Source organism: Arthrobacter sp. B6 (assembly GCF_001663775.1).
GTDB lineage: Bacteria > Actinomycetota > Actinomycetes > Actinomycetales > Micrococcaceae > Arthrobacter.
In genome coordinates this window covers 1,621,946-1,642,858 of sequence record NZ_KV467168.1, presented here as the reverse complement: position 1 = coordinate 1,642,858, position 20,913 = coordinate 1,621,946, and the positions used below count along the sequence as shown (strand labels likewise).

Here is a 20,913-nt window from a genome sequence, read left to right as displayed (position 1 = left end):
GCAGCCGGCACGGTACTTGCAGGTAACGGCTTTCTGGAGAGGCGACACCCCAAAGTACGCTAGCCCCATGAGTCTCACCCCCCAGCACGCCGCCTCCCTGTCAGCAGAGACACTGGTGGTCGCTTCAGGCCGGCCGCCCCGCGAACGGGACGAACCGGTCAACCCGCCTATCGTGCTGTCCTCGACTTACTTCGGCACCGGGCCACTGGGCGACGGCGATCGCGGCTACGGCAGGTACGCCAATCCCACGTGGGACCCGTTTGAGGAGGCCCTCGGCCAGCTTGAAGGATCGGAACTGCCAGGCCTGCTGTACGCTTCGGGACTCGCGGCCGTCAGTTCCGCCCTGTCCCTGGTGCCTGCCGGCGGTGTGCTGGTCATGCCCTCGCACAGCTACTCCGGTTCCCTGGTGATGGCCGCTGAGCTGGCCCAGAAGGGCTTCCTCGAACTCCGGACCGTGGACATTGCAGACACGGAAGCAGTCAAGGAGCAGATAGCACCCGCAGGCCCGGACGCCAGGCCCGCCAGCATGCTCTGGCTGGAAAGCCCGACCAATCCCATGCTCGGGATCGCCGACATTCCTGCCCTCGCCGAGGCCGCTCATCAGGTCGGGGCCATCGTCGTCACCGACAACACCTTCTCCACTCCCTTGGTGCAGCAGCCGCTGGCGTTGGGTTCAGACGTTGTCCTCCATTCGGTGACCAAGTACCTGGCCGGTCACTCCGACGTTGTCCTGGGTGCCCTGGTGACGCCAAACCCGGACATCCGCGCCGCACTGTTGCACCACCGGACCATCCACGGTGCAATTGCCGGGCCGTTTGAAGCCTGGCTCGCGCTGCGCGGACTGCGGACCCTGGCCCTGCGCATCCAACGCTCGCAGGATTCCGCGACGGTCCTTGCCGAACGGCTGGGCACCCACCCCCGGATCGAGGGCATCAATTTCCCCGGGCTTGCCAACGACCCCGGCCACCAGCGGGCGAAGGCACAAATGAAGGGCTTCGGATCGATCGTCTGCATCCAGGTTGCGCCGGCGGGTGACCTTAGCGGCCCAGACGCCGCGGATAAGCTCGTCCGCGCGCTGCAGCTATGGCTGCCTGCGACGTCCCTGGGCGGCGTGGAATCCTTGATCGAACGCCGCCGCCGCCACACCGCCGAACCGCTCAGCGTCCCGGAGAACCTGGTGCGCCTCAGCGTCGGAATCGAAAATGTTGAGGACCTCTGGGCCGATTTGAAGCAAGCGCTCGACACACTGGACGGCTAGGCTGGGATGGTGGACGGTCAAGTGATGATTTTTTATGTAGAGCGGGCAGTGTTCTTTGTCCTTGCCGTGGTGGCGCTGGGTCTTGAGCTGTGGGCCCTGGCTGACTGTGCCCGGCATCCGGCCAACGCCTTTGAGGCCACCGGCAAGAGGACCAAGACCTTCTGGCTGGCGCTCACCGGCGGCGCCACGCTGATCGGCGTTATGTCGCTGTTCGGCAGCGGCGGCGGCCTTTTCGGCACGCTGGGCCTTTTCGGACTCGCCGCCGTGGTGGCAGCCTCCATCTACCTCGCTGACGTGCGGCCGGCAGTAAAGGACGCCGGACGCGGAGGAAGCCGCAACACGGGTCCCTACGGGCCCTGGTGACATCCGTACCGGCTCCCTTACCCACAAACACCGCTCAGGGGACCTTCCGGTAGGCCCGCCTAAACTGACGGTGCCACTGAGTCCCAGCCCACCGTGAGTTCGCCCAGGCGCCACCGTGACGGACCATCGTGGACGGGCCAGCCGCCGTCGAGCAGTGCCGTGCACATCGCGTGCCACCGCTGACGGTTTCCGAACGACGCCAGCGGCGCCGATTCCAGCCATGCCCGGTCCATCGCCGCCATGAGGCTGTGGATCCGTTCGCCGGGAACATTGCGGTGGATCAGCGCCTTGGGCAGCCGTTCCGCAGTCTCCGACGGCAGCTCAAAACTTCCGAACCGTACGGACAGGCTTAAGGACAGAGGCCGTTCGCTGTCGAGTGCAATCCAGGTCACACGCCGGCCGATCTCGTCGCAGGTGCCGTCGATGAACAGACCGCCGGGGGAGAGGCGGCCCTGGACCAGCCGCCAGATCCCTTCCACGTCCGCTTCCTCATATTGGCGCAACACGTTGAAGGCGCGGACCAGGACCGGACGCCCGGGCACGGGCAGCTCGAAGCCCCCAACCTGGAAGCTCAGCCCGGGCTCTTCCAATTCCCTGGCGACGCGGACCCGCTCAGGTTCGATCTCGATCCCGCACACACGGACGTCCGGGCGGACCATGCGCAGACGTTCAAAAAGTTCGACGGCGGTGGCGGGCGTTGCCCCGTAGCCCAGGTCGACAACCAGGGGATCCTCCGCCTTGCGCAGGCGCCACGCCTGGGGGCCTGTAAGCCACCGGTCCACGCGCCGCATGCGGTTGGGGTTGGTGGTGCCGCGGGTAATGTTCCCCACCGGTTTGCGGGTCCTGTTCCTGCCGGACATCTGCGCGTCCACCCGTTCAGCTTTTTGAACCACGGCCCAACCCTATCCAACGTGGCGCCTCCACGTGACCCCGCGCTGTAACGCTGGGCGTGCGCCTGCGGCGCTCAGCTAGGATAAAAATCATGACTTACAAGCTGATTCTGCTGCGCCACGGCCACAGCGAATGGAACGCCAAGAACCTGTTCACCGGCTGGGTGGACGTTGACCTTAACGACCAGGGCCGCGAGGAGGCAGCGCGCGGCGGTGAGCTTCTGGTGGAGCACGACCTGCTTCCTGACATCCTTTACACCTCGCTCCTGAAGCGCGCCATCAACACGGCCAACATCGCCCTGGACAAAGCCGACCGCGGCTGGATTCCCGTCAAGCGCGACTGGCGCCTGAACGAACGCCACTACGGCGCACTGCAGGGCAAGGACAAAGCACAGACCCTGGCCGAATACGGCGAGGAGCAGTTCATGGAATGGCGCCGGTCCTATGACACCCCGCCGCCGCCCCTGGACGACAACAGCGAGTTCTCCCAGGCACACGACCCCCGCTACGCCAACCTCGGTGCCGCCCTCCCGCGCACGGAGTGCCTGAAGGACGTCCTGGTCCGCTTCCTGCCGTACTGGGAGTCGGACATCAAGGAAGACCTCAAGGCCGGCAAAACGGTCCTCGTCACCGCCCACGGCAACTCGCTGCGCGCCCTCGTCAAGCACCTTGACGGCATCAGCGACGAAGCCATCGCCAGCCTGAACATCCCCACGGGCATCCCGCTGGTCTACGACCTGGACGAAGACTTCCAGCCGATCAAGCGGGGCGGCACCTACCTGGATCCCGACGCCGCTGCCGAAGCCATCCTCGCGGTAGCCAATCAGGGCAAGAAATAGGGCGTACTGAGCAGTTAACGACGGCGGGCCGGTCACCTGAGGTGACCGGCCCGTCGTTCGTATTGGAGTTTTTGTCCAGATAAAGCGCGCTAATCCCCTCGAAAGTGTCTGTATCTGGACAAAAACTCCAACGTGTCAGCTGTGCTCTGTGCCGTTGGGCTGCCAGGCACCCGTCACGAGGTAAGTAACCTTCTGGGCCACGGAAACGCCGTGGTCCGCGAAGCGCTCGAAGTACCGGCTCGCCAGGGCCACGTCCACTGTGGTGGCGGGGGTTTCCTGCCAGTCGGGGCTGGCGATCGCTTTGAACACGCTCAGGTGCAGGTCATTGATGGCACTGTTCGCCTTCAGGATGTCCCGGGCGACTTCAAGGTTGCGGGTTTCCAGCAATACCGTCAGCTTGGCCGCGATCAGTTGGTCCAGCTCGGCCAACTCCTTGAAGGTATCCGTCATCGAGGCCGGGATCACCGTGGAGGGGAAGCGCAGCCGCGCCAGCTGTGCAATGTGGCGGGCGAGGTCGCCCATCCGTTCCAGGGACGCACTCATGCGAAGCGAGCCCACCAGCATGCGGAGGTCGCTGGCGACCGGCCCCTGCAGGGCCAGGATGTCGATGGCGCGCTCATCGAGGCTGTTTTGAAGGAAATCGATGCGGGCGTCGGCGGCGATCACATCCTGGGCCAAATCCACATCCGCCACCTGGAAGGACGTCGTTGCCTTTCCGATCGCTTCGCTGACCAGCTGTGAGATCTCCACGAGCTGCTCACCGACCTGGGCAAGTTCTTCCTGAAAAACCTTACGCACGTTGGCGTCCTTTCCTTGGAACTCCCGCCGGCCTTGTCCGCCGGCGGCAATTCGTGTCGCCGTTCGGCAGTCCAACTCCATACTCTGCCAGCAGCTGGTGAACGATTGCCACTCGCAAGATGAACGTTAGTTGAACCGTCTCCTCAGGAGGGCCTGATGCGGCAATGCCGCGTTTCCCACAGCATAAGCTGGGAACGTGGATCCTATGCTCATCGGTGTCATTGCAGGCCTCATCGGCCTGTCGTTCGGCACCTTCGGCGTGCTCGCCTTCAGGGTCAGCGAAAAGCAGCGTCAGCTGGTGGACTTCGACTTCGATGAACTCGCCCTGCCTGCGGGCGCCGCGGAGGTGCTCGCCGTCGTCGGACGTGCCTTTGTGGTGGTGGATGCGGTGGACGGCGTGGTGAGGGCAAGCCCTGCGGCCTACGCCTACGGCCTGGTACGTGGCCACACAGTGGTCCACAAGCAACTGCTGGACATGACGGCGGGTGTGCGCCGCGACGGTGTAATCATCGAAAAGCAGTTGGAGCTGCCCCGTGGCCCGCTCGGGCAAGGGACCATCGTTGTGCAAGTGCGTGCGGCCATGCTCGGTGAGGAATATATTCTCCTGCTGGCCGATGACCGCACGGAGATCACTCGGACCGAAGAGATCCGGAACGATTTCGTGGCCAACGTATCCCATGAACTGAAGACTCCCGTGGGGGCCATCTCCCTCCTTGCCGAAGCGATCGAGTCCTCGGCTGACGATGAGGAGGCCGTGCGCCGGTTTGCCAAGCGCATGCACAAGGAGTCCGGCCGCCTGGCCGCACTGGTCCAGGACATCATTGAGCTGTCCCGCCTGCAGGGGGCCAGCGTGGCGCAGCAGGGCAGGCCCGTGGATATCAATGCGGTGATCCACGAGGCAGTTGACCGGTCCCAGCTGCCAGCCGAAAGCAAGAACATCAAGATCGTTGTGGGCGGGCACGTGGACGGCATGGTCCACGGCGACCCTGACCTGCTGGTCACGGCGCTGCGCAACCTGATCGACAACGCCATCCGGTACTCGCCGGAGAACACCCGTGTGGGCGTAGGAGTCCGGGCCAAGGAAGGGCTTATCGCCATTTCGGTCACCGACCAGGGCGAAGGACTGTCCCCGGAGGACCAGGAGCGCGTGTTTGAGCGTTTTTACCGCGTGGACGCGGCACGTTCCCGGCACACGGGCGGAACAGGCCTTGGACTGAGCATCGTCAAGCATGTTGTCTCCAACCACGGCGGCGAGGTGACCTTGTGGTCGCAGCCCGGCCAAGGCTCGACGTTCACGCTGCGGTTGCCGGAGATGGAGGGGCAGGACGTCGAGGAAGAACCTGCCTCCGGTCCGCAGGCCGCACGGTCGCGGCACCACGCCGCCCAGCACAGCCATGAATCCCGCGCCGCCGGCGCACACGAACAAGGAGCTAGCGCTTGAGCAGGATCTTGATAGTTGAGGACGAAGAGTCGTTCAGCGACCCGTTGTCCTATTTGCTGGGCAAAGAAGGGTTCGAAGTGGAGGTCGTGGATAACGGACCTGACGCCATCACCGAATTCGACCGCAACGGCGCCGACCTGGTCTTGCTGGACCTTCAGCTCCCGGGGCTGTCCGGGACAGAAGTGTGCCGCCAGCTCCGGCAGCGGTCCGGTGTCCCGGTCATCATGCTGACCGCCAAGGATTCCGAGATCGACAAAGTGGTGGGCCTGGAGCTCGGCGCCGACGACTACGTAACCAAGCCGTATTCCTCGCGCGAACTCGTGGCCAGGGTACGGGCGGTGCTCCGCCGCCAGGGCGAACCGGAAGAACTGATCTCATCCACGGTGCAGGCAGGACCCGTCCGGATGGATATTGAGCGGCACGTCGTCAGTGTGGGCGGCGAGCAGGTACTGCTGCCGCTCAAGGAATTTGAGCTGCTGGAGATGCTGCTCCGGAACTCCGGGCGGGTGCTGACGCGTGGTCAGCTCATCGACCGGGTCTGGGGTTCCGACTACGTAGGTGACACGAAGACCCTTGACGTCCACGTCAAGCGGCTGCGGAGCAAAATTGAGCCGGACCCGTCGACGCCACGGTTCCTGGTGACGGTACGGGGCCTCGGCTACAAGTTTGAACCCTGAACCGGTTAGCCGGCCAGTACAAGTCGGCTAAGCGCGGTCTGCAGAAGGAGGGGCTCCCCACGGGGAGCCCCTCCTTCTGCATCGTGTTCCGGCCCCGGAAGGGCCTAGTGGGCGCCTAGTGCGCTGCCGCGGCAGAGGACGTCGACGGCGAAGGCTTCGGTGAGCTGGTTCCGGCCGGTTCGCCGCCACCCGGTACGTACTTTTTGTACTCTTCCAGGGTTGCATCCAGTACGGGAACGTCGATGCTCTTTGTTACGTTGGTGCCGCTTTCGGTGATCTTGACCGGCACCAGGGAACCGGGAATTCCACCGCTGGTGCTGAGGATCGCTTCGTCGGTGGAGTCGTTGAGCAGCGTGTAGGAGTTTGCCTTCACGGACACCTGCGTCTGCGAGCCTTCGGCTCCGTTGACCGTCAGCTTCACGTCCTGCGACGAGGAGTTGTACACCGCGCCGAGCAGGCGGCCCGGCCGGTCTTCGCCGGCGGAAACGATCAGGAAGTTCCGCAGCTGCAGGGGGCCCAGGTCCGCGAGGACGCCATCCGACGCGGCGTATTGGTGCGAAGTCTGCTGGGGGGTGATGTAGCCGCAGCCGGTCACGGTCACCAGGCTGAGGCCCAGGGCTGCTGCCGCCAGTGCCAGTTTGCCGCGCTGGGCCCGGTTCATCGCAGTGAAACGCACGTCACGTACTCCTCAAGAGTCTTGGAACATTATTCAGCCCATAGCCTATCCGCAAACCCGCCGAAACGCGGATTCCGGCCGGTCACATTGCCCTTGGCAGGGCCCCTCCGATGCACTATTATCCGCATTCGTCAAGGGGTCCGGAGGGGTCGATTCTGCCCATTTTCCGCGTATTCCTGCGGTTCCGGCCCCCTTTCGCGGCCAGTCATATGCCTGAATCGTGATAAACTGGTCTGCGGGAAAGGGGAATGTTTACATGGTATTTGAGGTCGGCGAGACAGTAGTTTACCCTCACCACGGTGCAGCAAAAATTGAAGAAATCAAGATGCGCACCGTCAAGGGCGAAGAGAAAATGTATCTCAAGCTCAAGGTGGCTCAGGGTGATCTGACCATTGAAGTTCCAGCAGAAAACGTTGACCTTGTTGGGGTCCGGGACGTAGTGGGCAAGGAAGGCCTGGAGCACGTATTTGATGTGCTCCGTGCCGAGTTCACTGAAGAGCCCACCAACTGGTCACGCAGATACAAGGCAAATCTGGAGAAGCTTGCTTCCGGTGACGTCATCAAGGTAGCAGAGGTCGTCCGCGACCTGTGGCGCCGGGATCACGACCGGGGCCTTTCCGCAGGTGAGAAGCGAATGCTGGCCAAGGCCCGGCAGATTCTGATTTCAGAGTTGGCGCTGGCCGAAAAGACCGACGAAGAGAAGGCTGCAAGTGTTCTCGACGAGGTCCTGGCTTCCTAAGAATTGAACCCCGGCGGCACGCAGGTGCCGCCGGGGTTTCTTTTTGCCCGGATGCAGGTCCGGGCGGGGGGAGTCCGGGGGACGTAGGCTAGTCCGCATGAGTGATACACCTACGCGCCTTGTCACCGCCCTGATCCTGGTGGCCGCCGGTTCAGGGCAGAGGCTTGGCTACGGCATGCCAAAAGCTGCGGTACCGCTGGGCGGCGAGCCCCTCCTGAGCCATGCGCTGCGCGGCGTAGTCGCGTCCGGGATCAGCAGCCAGGTATGCGTCGTCCTGCCGGCAGGAGATGACGGACTCCGCCAGCTTTGCGAGGACTTCCTGCAGGAACTGGCCGACGGCGGACCCGTCCTGACCATCGTCGACGGCGGCGCCACCCGCGCTGACTCCGTCCGGGCGGGCATCGCTGTCCTGATGGACGGGATTGAGGCGGTGCTCGTGCACGACGCTGCACGGGCCCTCACACCCGAGTCCGTGTTCCACCGGGTTGCCGACGCGCTGGCCTCCGGGGCCGCTGCGGTCATCCCGGCAATTCCGGTCGTGGACACGGTCAAGACGGTGGCCGCCACCACGGGGCAGGACAGTGTCCTGGCACCGGAGATCGTGACCGGGACCGCGCCGCGGGAGGACCTTCGTGCGGTGCAGACGCCCCAGGGTTTCCAGCTCAGCACCCTCCTGAAGGCGCACAAGGCGGCCCAGGCCTTGGGCGAGGAACAGTCCGCAGCCGTGACGGATGACGCCATGCTCGTCGAAATGCTCGGCACGCAGGTCTTCGCTGTCCGCGGCTCCACCCAGTCCCTGAAAATCACCACACCTTTGGACCTGATCCTCGCTGAAGGGCTCCTGGAGGGGCCACTGGGCACCCGATGGGTGGAAGGCTGAGCATGGGACCGGACGGCATGATCCTGCCGCGGACGGGCATCGGTCTGGATGTGCACGCCTTCGCCTCCGCCGACAATCCACGCTCTTTGTGGCTGGGAGGACTCCTGTGGGAGGGCGAACGTGGCCTGGCGGGCCACTCCGACGGGGACCCCGTGGCCCACGCGGCTGCTGACGCGCTGTTCTCCGCCGCCGGGGTCGGCGACTTGGGGACCCACTTCGGAACCGACCGTCCAGAGTTTGCAGGCGCCTCCGGTGCCACGCTGCTGGCTGAGGCGGCGAGGATCGTGCGGACTGCGGGATTCGAGATCGGCAACATCGCCGTGCAGTTTGTTGGCAACCGCCCCAAGTTCGGGCCCCGGCGGGAAGAATCCCAACGCGTCCTGAGTGAGGCCGCGGGCGCCCCGGTCAGCGTCAGTGCCACCACCAGCGACGGCCTGGGCTTCACGGGCAGGGGTGAGGGAATCTCGGCCGTGGCCACTGCGCTGGTGTATCCGGCAGGCGATCTGCGCACTTCGGCTAATCTGGAGCGGTGACCCTGCGCTTTTACGACACAGCATCCGCCGAAGTCCGAGACTTCGTCCCCCTCCAAGCGGGCAAAGCGAGCCTCTATTACTGCGGCGCTACCGTCCAGGGCATGCCCCATGTGGGACACATCCGTTCCGCGATCGCCTTCGACCAGCTCACCCGCTGGCTGGAGTATCGCGGGTACCGTGTCACCGTGGTCAGGAACGTCACGGACATCGATGACAAGATCCTGGCCAAGTCTGAAGCTTCCTTCGCGCCCGGGTTTACGCCCGAACCAGGGGAGCTGCGTGAAGAAGAATGGTGGGCGCTGGCGTACCGCTACGAACAGGAGTTCCTCAAGGCCTACGACACCCTTGGCGTGTCCCGGCCAACGTATGAGCCCCGCGCCACCGGCCATATTCCGGAAATGCATGCCCTCATCCAGCAGCTGATTAACCGCGGCCACGCTTATCCGGCGCTGGACGGGTCCGGGGATGTCTATTTCGACGTACGGTCCTGGGACAGGTACGGGTCCTTGACCCGCCAGAACATCGATGACATGCAGGGCGCCCAGGACGCTGACCCGCGGGGCAAAAAGGATGCCAGAGACTTCGCGCTGTGGAAGGGTTCCAAAGAGGGAGAACCGACGACGGCGAGCTGGGCCTCGCCGTGGGGCGCCGGACGCCCGGGCTGGCACCTGGAATGCTCCGCCATGGTTACCAAGTACCTCGGCACGGAATTCGACATCCACGGCGGCGGGCTGGATTTGCGCTTCCCGCACCACGAGAACGAGATGGCCCAGTCCCAGGCTGCAGGCCACGGCTTCGCCAACTTCTGGATGCACAACGGGATGGTCACCTACCAGGGCGAAAAGATGTCCAAGTCCGTCGGCAATACCGTCAGCCCCGCCGAGATGCTGGAACTGGCCCCGCCACGGGTGGTCAGGTACTACCTGGGCCAGGCGCATTACCGCTCCGTGCTGGACTACCGGCCCACGTCACTGGATGAGGCCGCCGCCGCCGTCGAACGCATTGACGGGTTCCAGGCCAAAGCTGCGGCACGTTTCGGCAACGACTTCGGCTTTGAACCGGACGATTTCGGGCCATCCACCGAGTCCGTCCAGGCTTTCGCCGACGCCATGGACGATGACCTGAACGTCCCCCGCGCGCTGGCGGCGCTGCATGAGACCGTCCGTGCGGGCAATACTGCCCTTGCCGACGGCAATGACGAGGCAGGCCGACACGCCATGAACGCGGTCATGGTCATGACCGACGCCCTGGGCCTGAACGCTGTCGCAGGTTCCGACGCCGCGAACACCAAGGAAGCGGCCGCGCTGGAGGTGCTCGTCGAAGCCCAGCTCGCGGCCCGCGCGGAGGCCCGCACGTCGAAGGACTGGGCTGCCTCGGACGCCATCCGGGACACGCTTAAGGCAGCCGGAATCGCCGTCGAGGACGGCCCGGAAGGCGCCACCTGGAGCCTGCAGCGGGACTGAACCGGCGATTTAACTTGATTCAGTAGACTGGTAGGCAGACTCAGTCGAACAATCAAGGGTGGAACACAATGGCCAACAATGGTCGCCGATCGGTTAAAGCGAAGAAGGGCCCAACCATCGGAACCGGTGGTCATGGCCGCAAGGCTCTCGAAGGCAAGGGCCCCACGCCCAAGGCGGAGGACCGCCCCTACCACAAGGCCCACAAGAGCAAGCAGTTGGCGGAACGGTCGGCTGCAAAGCGCGGGACCGGCGCCCGCAGCGCTGGCGCGGCACGCACCGGCCCCAAGGGAAGGGCCACCGAAGAGGTCGTGACCGGCCGCAACTCGGTGGTGGAGGCACTGCGCGCAGGCATCCCCGCCAAGGCCCTGCACATCGCCATCCGCATTGAAATGGATGACCGCGTCAAGGAGTCCCTCAAAATCGCGGCTGAACGCGGCATCCCGCTGCTCGAAACCGGCAAGCCCGAGCTGGACCGCATGACCGACGATGCCGTCCACCAGGGCCTGGTCCTCCAGATTCCGCCCTACGAGTACCAGGACGCGTATGACCTGGCCGAGGAAACCGTGGATCGGTGGAAGAAGGGCCACGTCGCCAACGCTCCGTTGTTCGTGGCGCTGGACGGCATCACCGACCCCCGCAACCTCGGTGCGATTATCCGCTCCGTTTCCGCCTTCAGCGGCCACGGCGTCATTGTCCCGGAGCGCCGGTCCGTCGGCGTCACCGCCTCCGCCTGGAAGACCAGCGCCGGCGCGGCAGTGCGGGTTCCAGTGGCACGCGCCGCCAACCTGAACAGTGCACTGAAGCAGTTCAAGAACATGGGCATTTTCGTCCTCGGGCTCGATGGCGACGGCGACGTTTCCCTGCCGGATCTCACCCTAGCCACGGAACCCGTGTGCATTGTGGTCGGCTCCGAGGGCAAGGGTCTGAGCCGCCTGGTCCGGGAAAACTGCGACCAGATCGTCTCCATCCCGATCGACTCGGCTATGGAATCGCTGAACGCCTCCATGGCCGTCGGCATCTCCCTCTACGAGGTTTCCAGGCAGCGCGCCACAAAGTAGCACTGCTGCGAGGATGAAGGGTGGCGGCTGCCCTGCGGGCGACGTCACACAATCGGAAGCACTGGTGTTTTCACGCCGGCGGCTAATATTTAGGTGATGGTCATGCCGTTTTTCGACACTGCTTCCACCATGGACGCCTCCACGGCGCGTCCCCTCGGTGTCAGCGTTCCGCGCCCGGATGCCGGGGGTGGATATGTTTCCCACTCCCGCGCGAACGTGGCCGTGTATGCACCAGGTGTGGCCGGCCTGGAGATCGCGTACAAGGCGCCGGGCGGCGAGTGGCAACTGAAGGCGCTGCCCAACGTCAGCCACGGCGTCCACCATGGCATCGTCGACGGTTTCCCTGTCGGGTCGCGATATGGGTTCCGGCCCACGTCCAAAGAGGAGTCTCTGCCGCTCTCAGTCCCCACGCTTGACCTGGACGACGACGGCGGGCAGCCACTGCTGCTCGATCCCTACGGCCGGGCGGTGGACCAGCGCGAGGGTTTCCTGACGAATGTCAGGATGGCCGGAGACTTTGACTGGGGCAACGACGCACGTCCGCGGACGCATTGGCGGAACACGATCATTTACGAGGCCCACGTCCGCGGCCAAAGCATGCTGCATCCGGACGTGCCGGAGGAACTTCGCGGCACCTACGCCGGCATGGCGCACCCCGCCATCATCGAGCACCTCAAAAGCCTCGGGATCACCTCCGTGCAGTTGCTCCCGGTTCATTTCCACCTGGACGAACCCCACCTGCAGAACCTTGGCATGACCAACTACTGGGGCTACAACACAGCCGCGTTTTTTGCGCCCCATCCCACATACGCCACCAAGGCTGCGCAGGAGTCCGGCCCCCAGGCCATCCAGGACGAGTTCAAAGGTATGGTCAAACTGCTCCATGCCGCCGGGCTCGAAGTCATCCTGGATGTTGTCTACAACCACACGGCAGAGGGCGGGCCGGACCGACCCGCTCTGAGTTTCCGGGGCCTTGGCGAGGACAAGTATTACCGCACGGATGGCCACGGGAGGTACCTGGACACCACCGGCTGCGGCAACAGCCTTAATTTCGGCGAACCCCGGGTAGTGCAACTGGTGCTGGACTCGCTCCGGTACTGGGTGGACGAGTTCCATATCGATGGCTTCCGCTTCGACCTCGCGGTGACGCTCTGCCGCAACGCGGCCAATGAATTTGATCCCCGGCACCCGTTCCTGGTTGCCATCGCGGCGGACCCCGTGTTGTCGGACGTGAAGCTGATCGCCGAGCCGTGGGACGTGGGCTACGGCGGCTGGCAGACCGGGCGCTTCCCCGGCGGCTGGGTGGACTGGAACGACCATTTCCGGGACGGTGTGCGGACGTTCTGGCTGGCTGACCGTGCGGCCATTGAAGATGGCGGCCAGGGCGGTTCGGTGGCCAGGCTTGCGGACGCACTGTCCGGTTCGGCCGGTCTCTTCGAAGGTTCCGGCCGCTCCAGGCTGGCTTCGCTCAACTTCATCACCGCCCACGACGGCTTCACCCTGAACGACCTTGTCTCCTACGACCGCAAGCACAACGAGGCCAACGGTGAGCAGAACCGGGATGGCCACGGGGACAACCGCAGTTACAACCACGGGTTCGAGGGGCGCACGGAGGACGAGGCAATTCTGGCCGGGCGCGCCCAGTCCCGGCGCAACCTTATGGCTTCCCTGATGATTTCCATGGGTGTGCCCATGATTACCGCGGGGGATGAGTTGGCTCGAACCCAGCAGGGAAACAACAACGCCTATTGCCAGGACAACCCACTCGCCTGGCTCGACTGGACCCGGACCCCTGAATCTCATGAAATGCTGCGCAGCACCAAGAGGTACATCCGGCTCCGCAAGGAATTTCTCGCCAGCCAACCCCACGATTTCCCGGTGCGCGACGAGCAGTCCTACCTCTACTGGTTTGACCAGTCGGGTGAGCCGATGTCCATGGACCGCTGGAACGACCCCAGGCACCGGGTCATGCAACTTTTGCTTGGCTCGGATGATGGCACGCTGGCGGGGCTGGTGGTGGTCAACGGCAGCAACGCCGACGTGAAGATCACCTTGCCGCAGGTCAGGAACGACGACGGAACGCCCCACCGCCTGTTCGAGCTGAGGTTGACCACTTCGCCGCTGCATGACCTGCGTCAGGGCGGCGTCGTGGCGTCAGGGGAGACGGACCTCGTCGAGGCCAACTCGATCAACATCTACCGTACGTAGTCAGCAGAAGGCAGCTAAGTCACTCCCATGAAGATCTACTCCGCCGACACCTGGACCCTCGAAGAACTGCTGGAGCAAGTCGCGGACGCCGGCCGCCGCAGCCTGATAGTGCCGGCAGCCGACAGCAGAAAGGCCGTGCTTGAGACCTTCAGTGAAGTCCTGAACTTCCCGGAGCACGACGGAATCAATTTGGATGCCCTGAATGATTCACTCCACGACTTTGCGGACAGCATCACGGACGACGGCGTACTTCCCGTCACCGTACTGTGGCAGGTGGCCGCACCTTTCCGGGGCGACAGGTCCTTCGGCATCATCTGCGAGATTCTCCAGGACGCCGAAAGTTACGCCGGCAAGGACCTGGCGGTCACGGCAGTCCTGCTCTAACTGACTTCGTCCACCGCCTCGGACGTTGCCACAACGTAACGCCGGATGTCAGGAAACGGCTCAGGCGTTGACGATCAGCCCCAGCTCCGCCTTGGAAGCCAGTGCCTCATGCGTGGGCAGGACGCGGACTGTGTAGCCGAAGGAACCGGCCCGATCAATCACCAATGACCCGGTGAACAGGTGCCGTCCGCCGCCAAGGTCCTCCTGGACCTTTAGCTCCATCACGGTGACGTCAGCGAGCGTGTCGTTCTCCTCGGCCCGGCCGTACGCCACCTCCACCGATACGTCCTCCGGAAAGAGCGTGTGCAGGGCCACGTAGGCGTTGACCTGGAGGGTGTCGCCGATCTGTGGGTCTTCGGCAACCCCGACGGAGTCCACGTGCTCCACATGGATCAACGGCCAGGCGGCGCGGACCTGGGCGGTCCAAGCGGCCAGGGACCGGGCCTGGGCGTACGAGTCCGTGACAGCCCGACGGCCCGCCTCGGCTGCCGGGCGGTACAGGATGTTCACGTAGTCGCGCAGCATACGGTCGGCCGAAACAGCCGGTCCCAGGTGCGAGAGCGTGTGCTTGATCATGGAGACCCAGTGCGTGGGGACCTTTTCGGTGCCGGATTCCGAGGGGCCGGCCGCGCCGGCGCCTTCGGACACGGTGTTGCCGTAGAAGCGCGGCGCCACCTCGGTCTCCAGCAGTTCGTAGAGGGCGGCAGCCTCGATATCGTCGCGTTCTTCCGGGGACGCGCCATTGTTGGCGGTGGGGATCGCCCAGCCGTTCTCGCCGTCGTACATCTCGTCCCACCAGCCATCCAGCACCGACAGGTTCAGTGAACCGTTAATGGCGGCCTTCATCCCTGACGTACCGCAGGCCTCCAGGGGCCGGAGGGGGTTGTTGAGCCAGACGTCACAGCCTGGAAACAGCGTCCTGGCCATGGCGATGTCGTAGTTCGGCAGGAACGCGATCCTGTGCCGGACCGCAGGATCGTCGGTGAAACGGACCAGTTCCTGGATCATCTTCTTGCCGGCATCATCGGCCGGGTGGGACTTGCCCGCGATGACCAGTTGGATGGGGTGCTCCTTGTGCAGCAGCAGCGCCTTCAGCCGGGCAGGTTCGCGCAGCATCAGCGTCAGTCGCTTATAAGTGGGCACACGCCGGGCAAAGCCGATCGTCAGCACATCGGGATCCAGCACGTTGTCGGTCCACCCAAGCTCGGCGTCCGCGGCTCCACGCTTCTTCCACGCAGCACGGAGGCGGCGTCGGACGTCCTCCACCAGCGCCTTACGCATGGCGCGGCGCAGCGCCCAGACGTCGGCGTCGCTGACGTTGTATGCGAGGTCCCAGCGGCCGTTGGCCTCAGCCTCCGTGCCGAACTGCTCCCTTGCCAGCTTGGATATCCGTCCGTCCACCCAAGTGGGCACATGCACCCCGTTCGTCACCGACGTAATCGGCACCTCGGAGTGGTCGAACCCCGGCCACAGCGCCGAAAACATGCCGCGGGACACTTCACCGTGGAGTTTGGCGACGCCGTTGGCCCGCTGGGCGAGCCGGAGGCCCATCACTGCCATGTTGAACACCGAGGGGTTTCCGTCGGCATAGTTTTCGCGGCCCAGTTCAAGGATCCGGTCCACCGGCACCGCGGGAGCGAGCCCGGCCTGGAAGAAATGCTGGATCTGCGCGATTTCGAAGCGGTCGATGCCGGCAGGCACCGGCGTGTGCGTGGTGAAAACCGTGGAAGCGCGTCCCGCTGCGAGTGCTTCATCGAAGCTCAGCGCGTTGTCGCCGGACATCAGTTCCTGGATGCGTTCAATTCCCAGGAACCCTGCGTGGCCTTCGTTGGTGTGGAACACCTCGGGGGCGTCCCCGCCGGTGAGGCGCTGGTATGCGCGCAGGGCCTTCACACCGCCCATGCCCAGGAGGAGCTCCTGCTGGAGCCGGTGGTCCCCGCCGCCGCCGTACAGACGGTCGGTGATCCCGCGGGCGGCATCGTCGTTGCCCGGAACGTTGGAGTCCAGGAGAAGGAGGGGAACGCGTCCGACGTCGGCGCGCCAAATGTGTGCCAGCAGTCGCCGGCCGTTGGGGAGCGGCAAGGAGATCTGGAGGGGCCGGCCGTTGACGTCATCCGAGGGTTCGCGCAAGAGGGTCAGGGGGAGGCCGTCGGGGTCCAGCACAGGATACGTCTCCTGCTGCCAGGCGTCGCGCGACAGCGACTGCTTGAAGTAGCCCGCCTGGTAGAGCAGGCCAACACCGATCAGCGGCACACCAAGGTCCGACGCGGCCTTCAGGTGGTCGCCGGCCAGGATTCCAAGGCCGCCGGAGTACTGGGGCAGCACCTCGGTGATGCCGAACTCCGGCGAAAAGTAGGCAATAGAGGTGGGAGCGCCGGGGCCCAGGCCCTGGTACCAGCGCGGCTCGTCAAGGTACCGGTCCAGGTCCTCTTCGGCGCCGCGAACCCGCTCCACAACTGACTGGTCAGCTGCCAAGCGCTGGAACTCTTCGCGGCTCACCAGGCCAAGGAAGTTCACAGGATCCTGGCCGCTCTCCTCCCAGACCCGCGGGTTCAAACCCGCGAAAAGCTCACGGGTGGGCCGGTGCCAGGACCAGCGCAGGTTGGTGGCCAACCGGGCCAGCGGCCTGATCGGTTCCGGGAGAACAGTTCGGACGGTAAATCTGCGGATTGCCTTCACCTGCGCCACACTAACCGACAACATGGGCCGCTGGAACAGCTTTAGCTTTCTTTTAGGTAAATGACAGATGAGGCCCCGAAGAAGTCGAATCGCCTCGCGGAAAAGTGCGCAGGCTTAGCAATCTCGGTGATTTCTCGCTAACGTCGAGCCTGTGACGACTAAATCAGGAACCAGTGCAGCAGCAAAGCAAAAAACGAAGGGCCGAATCACTGACGGTCTGCGGTTTGGCCGTTTTCCCATCACTGACGTGCAGCCCGTGGTCGAGGGGGGGAAGTTTCCTGCCAAGGCACTGCCCGGCGAGGGAATTGTGGTTGGAGCCACCGCATTCCGGGAAGGCCATGACCAGCTCGGCGTCAGCGCCGTTCTCCTTGACCCCAAGGGAAAGGAACGCCAGCGCGTCAGGCTGGCGGCCCCACGCGGGGAACGCGGAATGGGAACGGACCGCTGGGAAGGTGTCCTCACGCCGTCGGGCACGGGCAACTGGTCCTTCCTCATAGAAGCCTGGCACGACCGCTACGGGACGTGGCACCACAACGCCGAAGTTAAGGTTGCCGCAGGCATCGACGTCGAGTTGATGCTGGCGGAAGGTGCGGCCCTGCTGTCTGAAGCCGCCGAGGACTCTTCCCGCAACGCGTCGGACCGCCGCACCCTGCGGATGGCCGCTTCGATGCTTGCCAACCCGGCACTCACCGACGAGGAGCGCCTGGGCGCCGGATTCGGCGCGGATGTTGCCGCCGTCGTGGACCGCCAGCCGGTCCGGGAACTGGTTGCCGTCTCCGAGCAGTACCCCCTGTTCGTCGAACGCGACCTCGCCGGACGCGGCGCCTGGTACGAGTTCTTCCCCCGTTCCGAAGGAGCAGTCCGGGACCACAGCACGGGTGCCTGGACCTCGGGCAACTTCAGGACCGCAGCCAAGCGGCTGGACGCGGTGGCCGCCATGGGCTTTGACGTGATCTACATGCCGCCCATCCACCCAATCGGCGTGCAGCACCGCAAGGGGCCCAACAACACACTCATCGCCGGGCCCCACGATCCCGGCTCGCCCTGGGCCATCGGCGCCAAGGAAGGCGGCCACGACGCCATCCACCCGGACTTGGGCACCTTTGAGGACTTCGACGCCTTTGTGGCCCGGGCCAATGAACTGGGCCTGGAAGTGGCCTTGGACCTGGCACTTCAGGCAGCCCCGGACCATCCGTGGGTGGAAAGCAATCCGGAATGGTTTACCACCCGCGTTGACGGCAGCATCGCTTACGCGGAAAACCCGCCTAAGAAATACCAGGATATTTATCCGCTGAATTTCGACAATGACCCGGAGGGCCTGTCAAAAGAAATCCTCAGGATTGTGCTGCTGTGGGTCAGCCACGGCGTCAAGATTTTCCGCGTGGATAATCCGCACACCAAACCCGTCTGGTTCTGGGAATGGCTCATTGCGCAGGTCAACAAAAAAGCCCCCGGTGTTGTGTTCCTGGCGGAGGCCTTTACCCGTCCGGCCATGATGCACGCTTTGGGGCGGGCAGGATTCCAGCAGTCCTACACGTACTTCACCTGGCGGAACACGAAGAAGGAGCTTGAAACCTACTTCAACGAAGTCAGCCACGAGTCCGCTGCCTTCTTCCGCCCCAACTTCTTCGTCAACACTCCGGACATCCTGACCGAGTATCTCCAGTACGGCGGCCCGGCAGCTTTCAAGATCCGTGCCGCGCTGGCTTCCACCGCAAGCCCCTTGTGGGGTGTGTACGCCGGTTACGAACTGTACGAGCACGTGGCGCGGCCGGGTGCGGAAGAGTACATCGATAACGAAAAGTTCGAGTACAAGGCACGCGACTGGGACGCCGCCGCAGAATCCGGGCGTACGCTGGCGCCCTACATCACCCGGCTCAACGCGATCCGGCACGCACATCCGGCGCTGCAAGACCTGCAAAACCTGACGGTCCATCACAGCACCGATGACGCCACCGTGGTGTACTCCAAGCACAAGACCCTCCCTGACGGCAGCAAAGACACCATCATCGTGGTGGTCAACGTTGATCCTCACGGCACAAGGGAAAGTACCGTCTCCCTTGACCTGGCCGCCCTGGATCTCGATCCGGAAGACCTGTTGCACAATGGAGGCTTCCAAGTGGACGACCTTATCTCCGGTGAAACCTGGGAATGGGGAGAGTACAACTACGTCCGCCTGGACCCGCACATCGAGCCCGCACACATCCTGAGCGTGAGGAGAATGCATCAGTGAGTTTCAATCCGCAGGGCTCCGGCCAGCATTTCACTCCTAAAAGCACGTTCGAGCTGAACGCGCCAGGACTTCAACATGACCCGCATTGGTACCGGAAGGCGGTGTTCTATGAGGTGCTGGTCAGGGCCTTTGCGGATGCGAACGGCGACGGGTCAGGTGACTTCAGCGGCCTGATCGACAGGCTTGACTACCTGCAGTGGCTCGGAGTGGATTGCCTGTGGTTGCCGCCGTTCTTCCAGTCCCCGCTGCGCGACGGCGGCTACGACATCTCGGACTACAACTCGGTGCTGGACGAGTTCGGCACCATCAGCGACTTCAAGCGCCTGGTGGCCGAAGCGCATGCACGCGGTGTACGGGTCATCATCGACCTACCGCTTAACCACACGTCGGACCAGCACCCTTGGTTCCAGGAATCACGCAAGGACCCCGACGGCCCGTTCGGCGACTTCTACGTCTGGAGCGACACGGACGAAAAGTACCAGGACGCGCGCATCATTTTTGTGGATACCGAGGAATCCAACTGGACCTTCGATCCCATCCGGCGCCAGTTCTTCTGGCACCGCTTCTTTAGCCACCAGCCCGACCTGAACTTCGAAAACCCCAAGGTGATCGACGCACTCTTCGACGTAGTGCGGTTCTGGCTGGACCAGGGTATTGACGGCTTCCGCGCCGACGCCATTCCCTACCTCTTTGAAGAGGAAGGCACCAACTGCGAGAACCTGCCGGCCACGCACGACTTCCTGCGGAAGCTGCGGACCATGGTCGACGAGAGCTACCCCGGGCGGGTCATCATCGCTGAGGCAAACCAGCCGCCCAATGAGGTGGTGGAGTATTTCGGTACGGAGGAAGAGCCCGAATGCCACATGGCGTTCCACTTCCCCATCATGCCCCGCCTCTACTACGCGCTCCGCGACCAGAAGGCAGCGCCCATCATCGCGACCATGCACGATACTCCGGAAATTCCGGAGGGGGCCCAGTGGGGGACGTTCCTGCGCAACCACGATGAACTGACCCTCGAAATGGTTACAGCAGATGAACGCGCCGCGATGCTTGGGTGGTACGCACCCGATCCGCGCATGCGGGCCAACATCGGCATCCGCCGCCGGCTGGCACCGCTGCTGGACAACTCCAGGGCAGAGATTGAGCTCATCAACGCCCTGCTGCTGTCCCTTCCGGGCAGCCCGTTCCTGTACTACGGGGATGAGATCGGCATGGGGGACAACATCTGGCTGGAGGACAGGGACGCGGTCCGCACGCCCATGCAGTGGAATCCGGACCGCAACGCCGGATTCTCCAACGCAGACCCCGGGAAACTGTACCTACCGGTGATCCAGTCGCTTGTGTATAACTACAACATGGCCAACGTCGAGGCGGAGGCAGCCCACTCAGGATCCCTGCTCCGCTGGACCCGGCAGATCCTCAGCGTCCGCAAGAACCACCCCGCCTTCGGGCTTGGTGCGTTCAAACACGTTGAGGCTGACCACGACGCCGTGGTGGCCTACCTTCGGGAACTCTCCGACGACAACACCGCCGGGGAGGACGGCGAAACGATCCTCTGCGCCTTCAACCTCTCCCAGCATCCGGTAGCGGCGAAACTCCGGGTTCCCCAGTTTGCGGGCCGCGGGCTCCGCGATGTTTTTGGCGGGCAGCCCTTCCCCGGCATCGATGGGGACGGCACCCTGACGCTGACCTTGGGAAGCCACGATTTCTTCTGGCTGCGGATCCGTTCGGCAGCTTCCAACCCGGCTTCCCCATACACGCAAGCGCTCCCGATCCTGTCCATCGAGAACTGAT

At 64.1% G+C, this 20,913-nt stretch carries 18 protein-coding genes; 14 read left to right on the top strand and 4 right to left on the bottom strand.

All coding sequences use genetic code 11. The annotated features are described in order from the left end of the window. Window positions 1-67 precede the first annotated feature (67 nt). Together AU175_RS07065 and AU175_RS07060 are read left to right on the top strand one after the other, a co-directional pair. Window positions 68-1,258, top strand: coding sequence for a trans-sulfuration enzyme family protein (locus AU175_RS07065; RefSeq protein WP_066287003.1), 1,191 nt, complete (start codon window positions 68-70; stop codon window positions 1,256-1,258). Window positions 1,259-1,282: 24 nt separating this feature from the next. Then, window positions 1,283-1,621 (top strand): DUF2516 family protein, encoded by a 339-nt coding sequence (locus tag AU175_RS07060; RefSeq protein WP_442855277.1) that lies wholly within the window; start codon window positions 1,283-1,285, stop codon window positions 1,619-1,621. 59 nt (window positions 1,622-1,680) lie between these two features. On the opposite strand, the gene AU175_RS07055 is transcribed toward AU175_RS07060, so the two are convergent. Continuing rightward, complete coding sequence (locus AU175_RS07055) at window positions 1,681-2,514, bottom strand: class I SAM-dependent methyltransferase (RefSeq protein ID WP_231938485.1); 834 nt, start codon at window positions 2,512-2,514, stop codon at window positions 1,681-1,683. Between the two features lie 89 nt (window positions 2,515-2,603). Between AU175_RS07055 and AU175_RS07050 the strand changes: the two genes are divergently transcribed. After that, window positions 2,604-3,350: a phosphoglyceromutase gene (locus tag AU175_RS07050; protein ID WP_066287001.1), complete on the top strand. Its 747-nt coding sequence runs from the start codon at window positions 2,604-2,606 to the stop codon at window positions 3,348-3,350. A gap of 135 nt (window positions 3,351-3,485) precedes the next feature. Here the strand turns inward: AU175_RS07050 and phoU are convergent, their stop codons facing one another. After that, window positions 3,486-4,148 carry a phosphate signaling complex protein PhoU gene (gene phoU / locus AU175_RS07045; RefSeq protein ID WP_066286999.1) on the bottom strand — a complete coding sequence of 221 codons (663 nt, stop codon included), beginning with the start codon at window positions 4,146-4,148 and terminating at the stop codon, window positions 3,486-3,488. A 205-nt stretch (window positions 4,149-4,353) separates the two neighbouring features. Here phoU and AU175_RS07040 point away from each other — a divergent pair, with 205 nt between their 5' ends. Continuing rightward, on the top strand, window positions 4,354-5,589 hold the full coding sequence (locus AU175_RS07040) for a sensor histidine kinase (RefSeq protein ID WP_066286997.1): 1,236 nt from the start codon (window positions 4,354-4,356) through the stop codon (window positions 5,587-5,589). Next, window positions 5,586-6,266, top strand: coding sequence for a response regulator transcription factor (locus AU175_RS07035; RefSeq protein ID WP_066286996.1), 681 nt, complete (start codon window positions 5,586-5,588; stop codon window positions 6,264-6,266). The genes AU175_RS07040 and AU175_RS07035 overlap by 4 nt, the downstream gene beginning before the upstream one ends. 115 nt (window positions 6,267-6,381) lie before the next feature. Here the strand turns inward: AU175_RS07035 and AU175_RS07030 are convergent, their stop codons facing one another. After that, on the bottom strand, window positions 6,382-6,927 hold the full coding sequence (locus AU175_RS07030) for a hypothetical protein (protein WP_066286995.1): 546 nt from the start codon (window positions 6,925-6,927) through the stop codon (window positions 6,382-6,384). A 271-nt stretch (window positions 6,928-7,198) separates the two neighbouring features. Here AU175_RS07030 and AU175_RS07025 point away from each other — a divergent pair, with 271 nt between their 5' ends. The 7 genes from AU175_RS07025 (at window position 7,199) to AU175_RS06995 (ending at window position 14,207) form a co-directional block, all read left to right on the top strand. After that, the gene (locus AU175_RS07025; RefSeq protein ID WP_026266570.1) at window positions 7,199-7,681 is read left to right on the top strand and encodes a CarD family transcriptional regulator; all 483 of its coding nucleotides are present in this window, start codon (window positions 7,199-7,201) and stop codon (window positions 7,679-7,681) included. Window positions 7,682-7,778: 97 nt separating this feature from the next. Continuing rightward, on the top strand, window positions 7,779-8,561 hold the full coding sequence (gene ispD, locus AU175_RS07020) for a 2-C-methyl-D-erythritol 4-phosphate cytidylyltransferase (RefSeq protein ID WP_066286991.1): 783 nt from the start codon (window positions 7,779-7,781) through the stop codon (window positions 8,559-8,561). 2 nt (window positions 8,562-8,563) lie between these two features. Further along, entirely contained in the window at window positions 8,564-9,094 is a 531-nt protein-coding gene (gene ispF, locus AU175_RS07015; protein ID WP_066286989.1) for a 2-C-methyl-D-erythritol 2,4-cyclodiphosphate synthase, read from the top strand. Further along, on the top strand, window positions 9,091-10,557 hold the full coding sequence (cysS, locus tag AU175_RS07010) for a cysteine--tRNA ligase (RefSeq protein WP_066286987.1): 1,467 nt from the start codon (window positions 9,091-9,093) through the stop codon (window positions 10,555-10,557). The genes ispF and cysS overlap by 4 nt, the downstream gene beginning before the upstream one ends. A 68-nt stretch (window positions 10,558-10,625) precedes the next feature. Then, a complete protein-coding gene (gene rlmB / locus AU175_RS07005; protein ID WP_066286985.1) occupies window positions 10,626-11,615 on the top strand; it encodes a 23S rRNA (guanosine(2251)-2'-O)-methyltransferase RlmB in 990 nt (329 codons plus the stop codon). Between the two features lie 96 nt (window positions 11,616-11,711). Further along, a complete protein-coding gene (glgX, locus tag AU175_RS07000) occupies window positions 11,712-13,823 on the top strand; it encodes a glycogen debranching protein GlgX (protein ID WP_066290705.1) in 2,112 nt (703 codons plus the stop codon). 27 nt (window positions 13,824-13,850) lie between these two features. Further along, the gene (locus AU175_RS06995) at window positions 13,851-14,207 is read left to right on the top strand and encodes a barstar family protein (protein ID WP_066286983.1); all 357 of its coding nucleotides are present in this window, start codon (window positions 13,851-13,853) and stop codon (window positions 14,205-14,207) included. A 60-nt stretch (window positions 14,208-14,267) separates the two neighbouring features. Here AU175_RS06995 and glgP read toward each other — a convergent pair whose 3' ends face one another. Next, entirely contained in the window at window positions 14,268-16,886 is a 2,619-nt protein-coding gene (gene glgP, locus AU175_RS06990; RefSeq protein WP_197497058.1) for an alpha-glucan family phosphorylase, read from the bottom strand. Between the two features lie 151 nt (window positions 16,887-17,037). On the opposite strand from glgP, the gene AU175_RS06985 reads away from it, so the two are divergent. Together AU175_RS06985 and treS are read left to right on the top strand one after the other, a co-directional pair. Then, window positions 17,038-19,119 (top strand): alpha-1,4-glucan--maltose-1-phosphate maltosyltransferase, encoded by a 2,082-nt coding sequence (locus tag AU175_RS06985; protein ID WP_066286981.1) that lies wholly within the window; start codon window positions 17,038-17,040, stop codon window positions 19,117-19,119. After that, a complete protein-coding gene (gene treS, locus AU175_RS06980) occupies window positions 19,116-20,912 on the top strand; it encodes a maltose alpha-D-glucosyltransferase (RefSeq protein ID WP_066286979.1) in 1,797 nt (598 codons plus the stop codon). Before AU175_RS06985 ends, treS begins: the two co-directional genes overlap by 4 nt. The last annotated feature ends 1 nt before the right edge of the window (window position 20,913 follow it).

Coding starts and splice junctions, on each gene's coding strand:
- AU175_RS07065 (WP_066287003.1), top strand. CDS start 68: ATGAGTCTCACCCCCCAGCACGCCGCCTCCCTGTCAGCAGAGACACTG.
- AU175_RS07060 (WP_442855277.1), top strand. CDS start 1,283: ATGATTTTTTATGTAGAGCGGGCAGTGTTCTTTGTCCTTGCCGTGGTG.
- AU175_RS07050 (WP_066287001.1), top strand. CDS start 2,604: ATGACTTACAAGCTGATTCTGCTGCGCCACGGCCACAGCGAATGGAAC.
- AU175_RS07040 (WP_066286997.1), top strand. CDS start 4,354: ATGCTCATCGGTGTCATTGCAGGCCTCATCGGCCTGTCGTTCGGCACC.
- AU175_RS07030 (WP_066286995.1), bottom strand. CDS start 6,927: ATGAACCGGGCCCAGCGCGGCAAACTGGCACTGGCGGCAGCAGCCCTG.
- AU175_RS07025 (WP_026266570.1), top strand. CDS start 7,199: ATGGTATTTGAGGTCGGCGAGACAGTAGTTTACCCTCACCACGGTGCA.
- ispD (WP_066286991.1), top strand. CDS start 7,779: ATGAGTGATACACCTACGCGCCTTGTCACCGCCCTGATCCTGGTGGCC.
- ispF (WP_066286989.1), top strand. CDS start 8,564: ATGGGACCGGACGGCATGATCCTGCCGCGGACGGGCATCGGTCTGGAT.
- rlmB (WP_066286985.1), top strand. CDS start 10,626: ATGGCCAACAATGGTCGCCGATCGGTTAAAGCGAAGAAGGGCCCAACC.
- glgX (WP_066290705.1), top strand. CDS start 11,712: ATGGTCATGCCGTTTTTCGACACTGCTTCCACCATGGACGCCTCCACG.
- AU175_RS06995 (WP_066286983.1), top strand. CDS start 13,851: ATGAAGATCTACTCCGCCGACACCTGGACCCTCGAAGAACTGCTGGAG.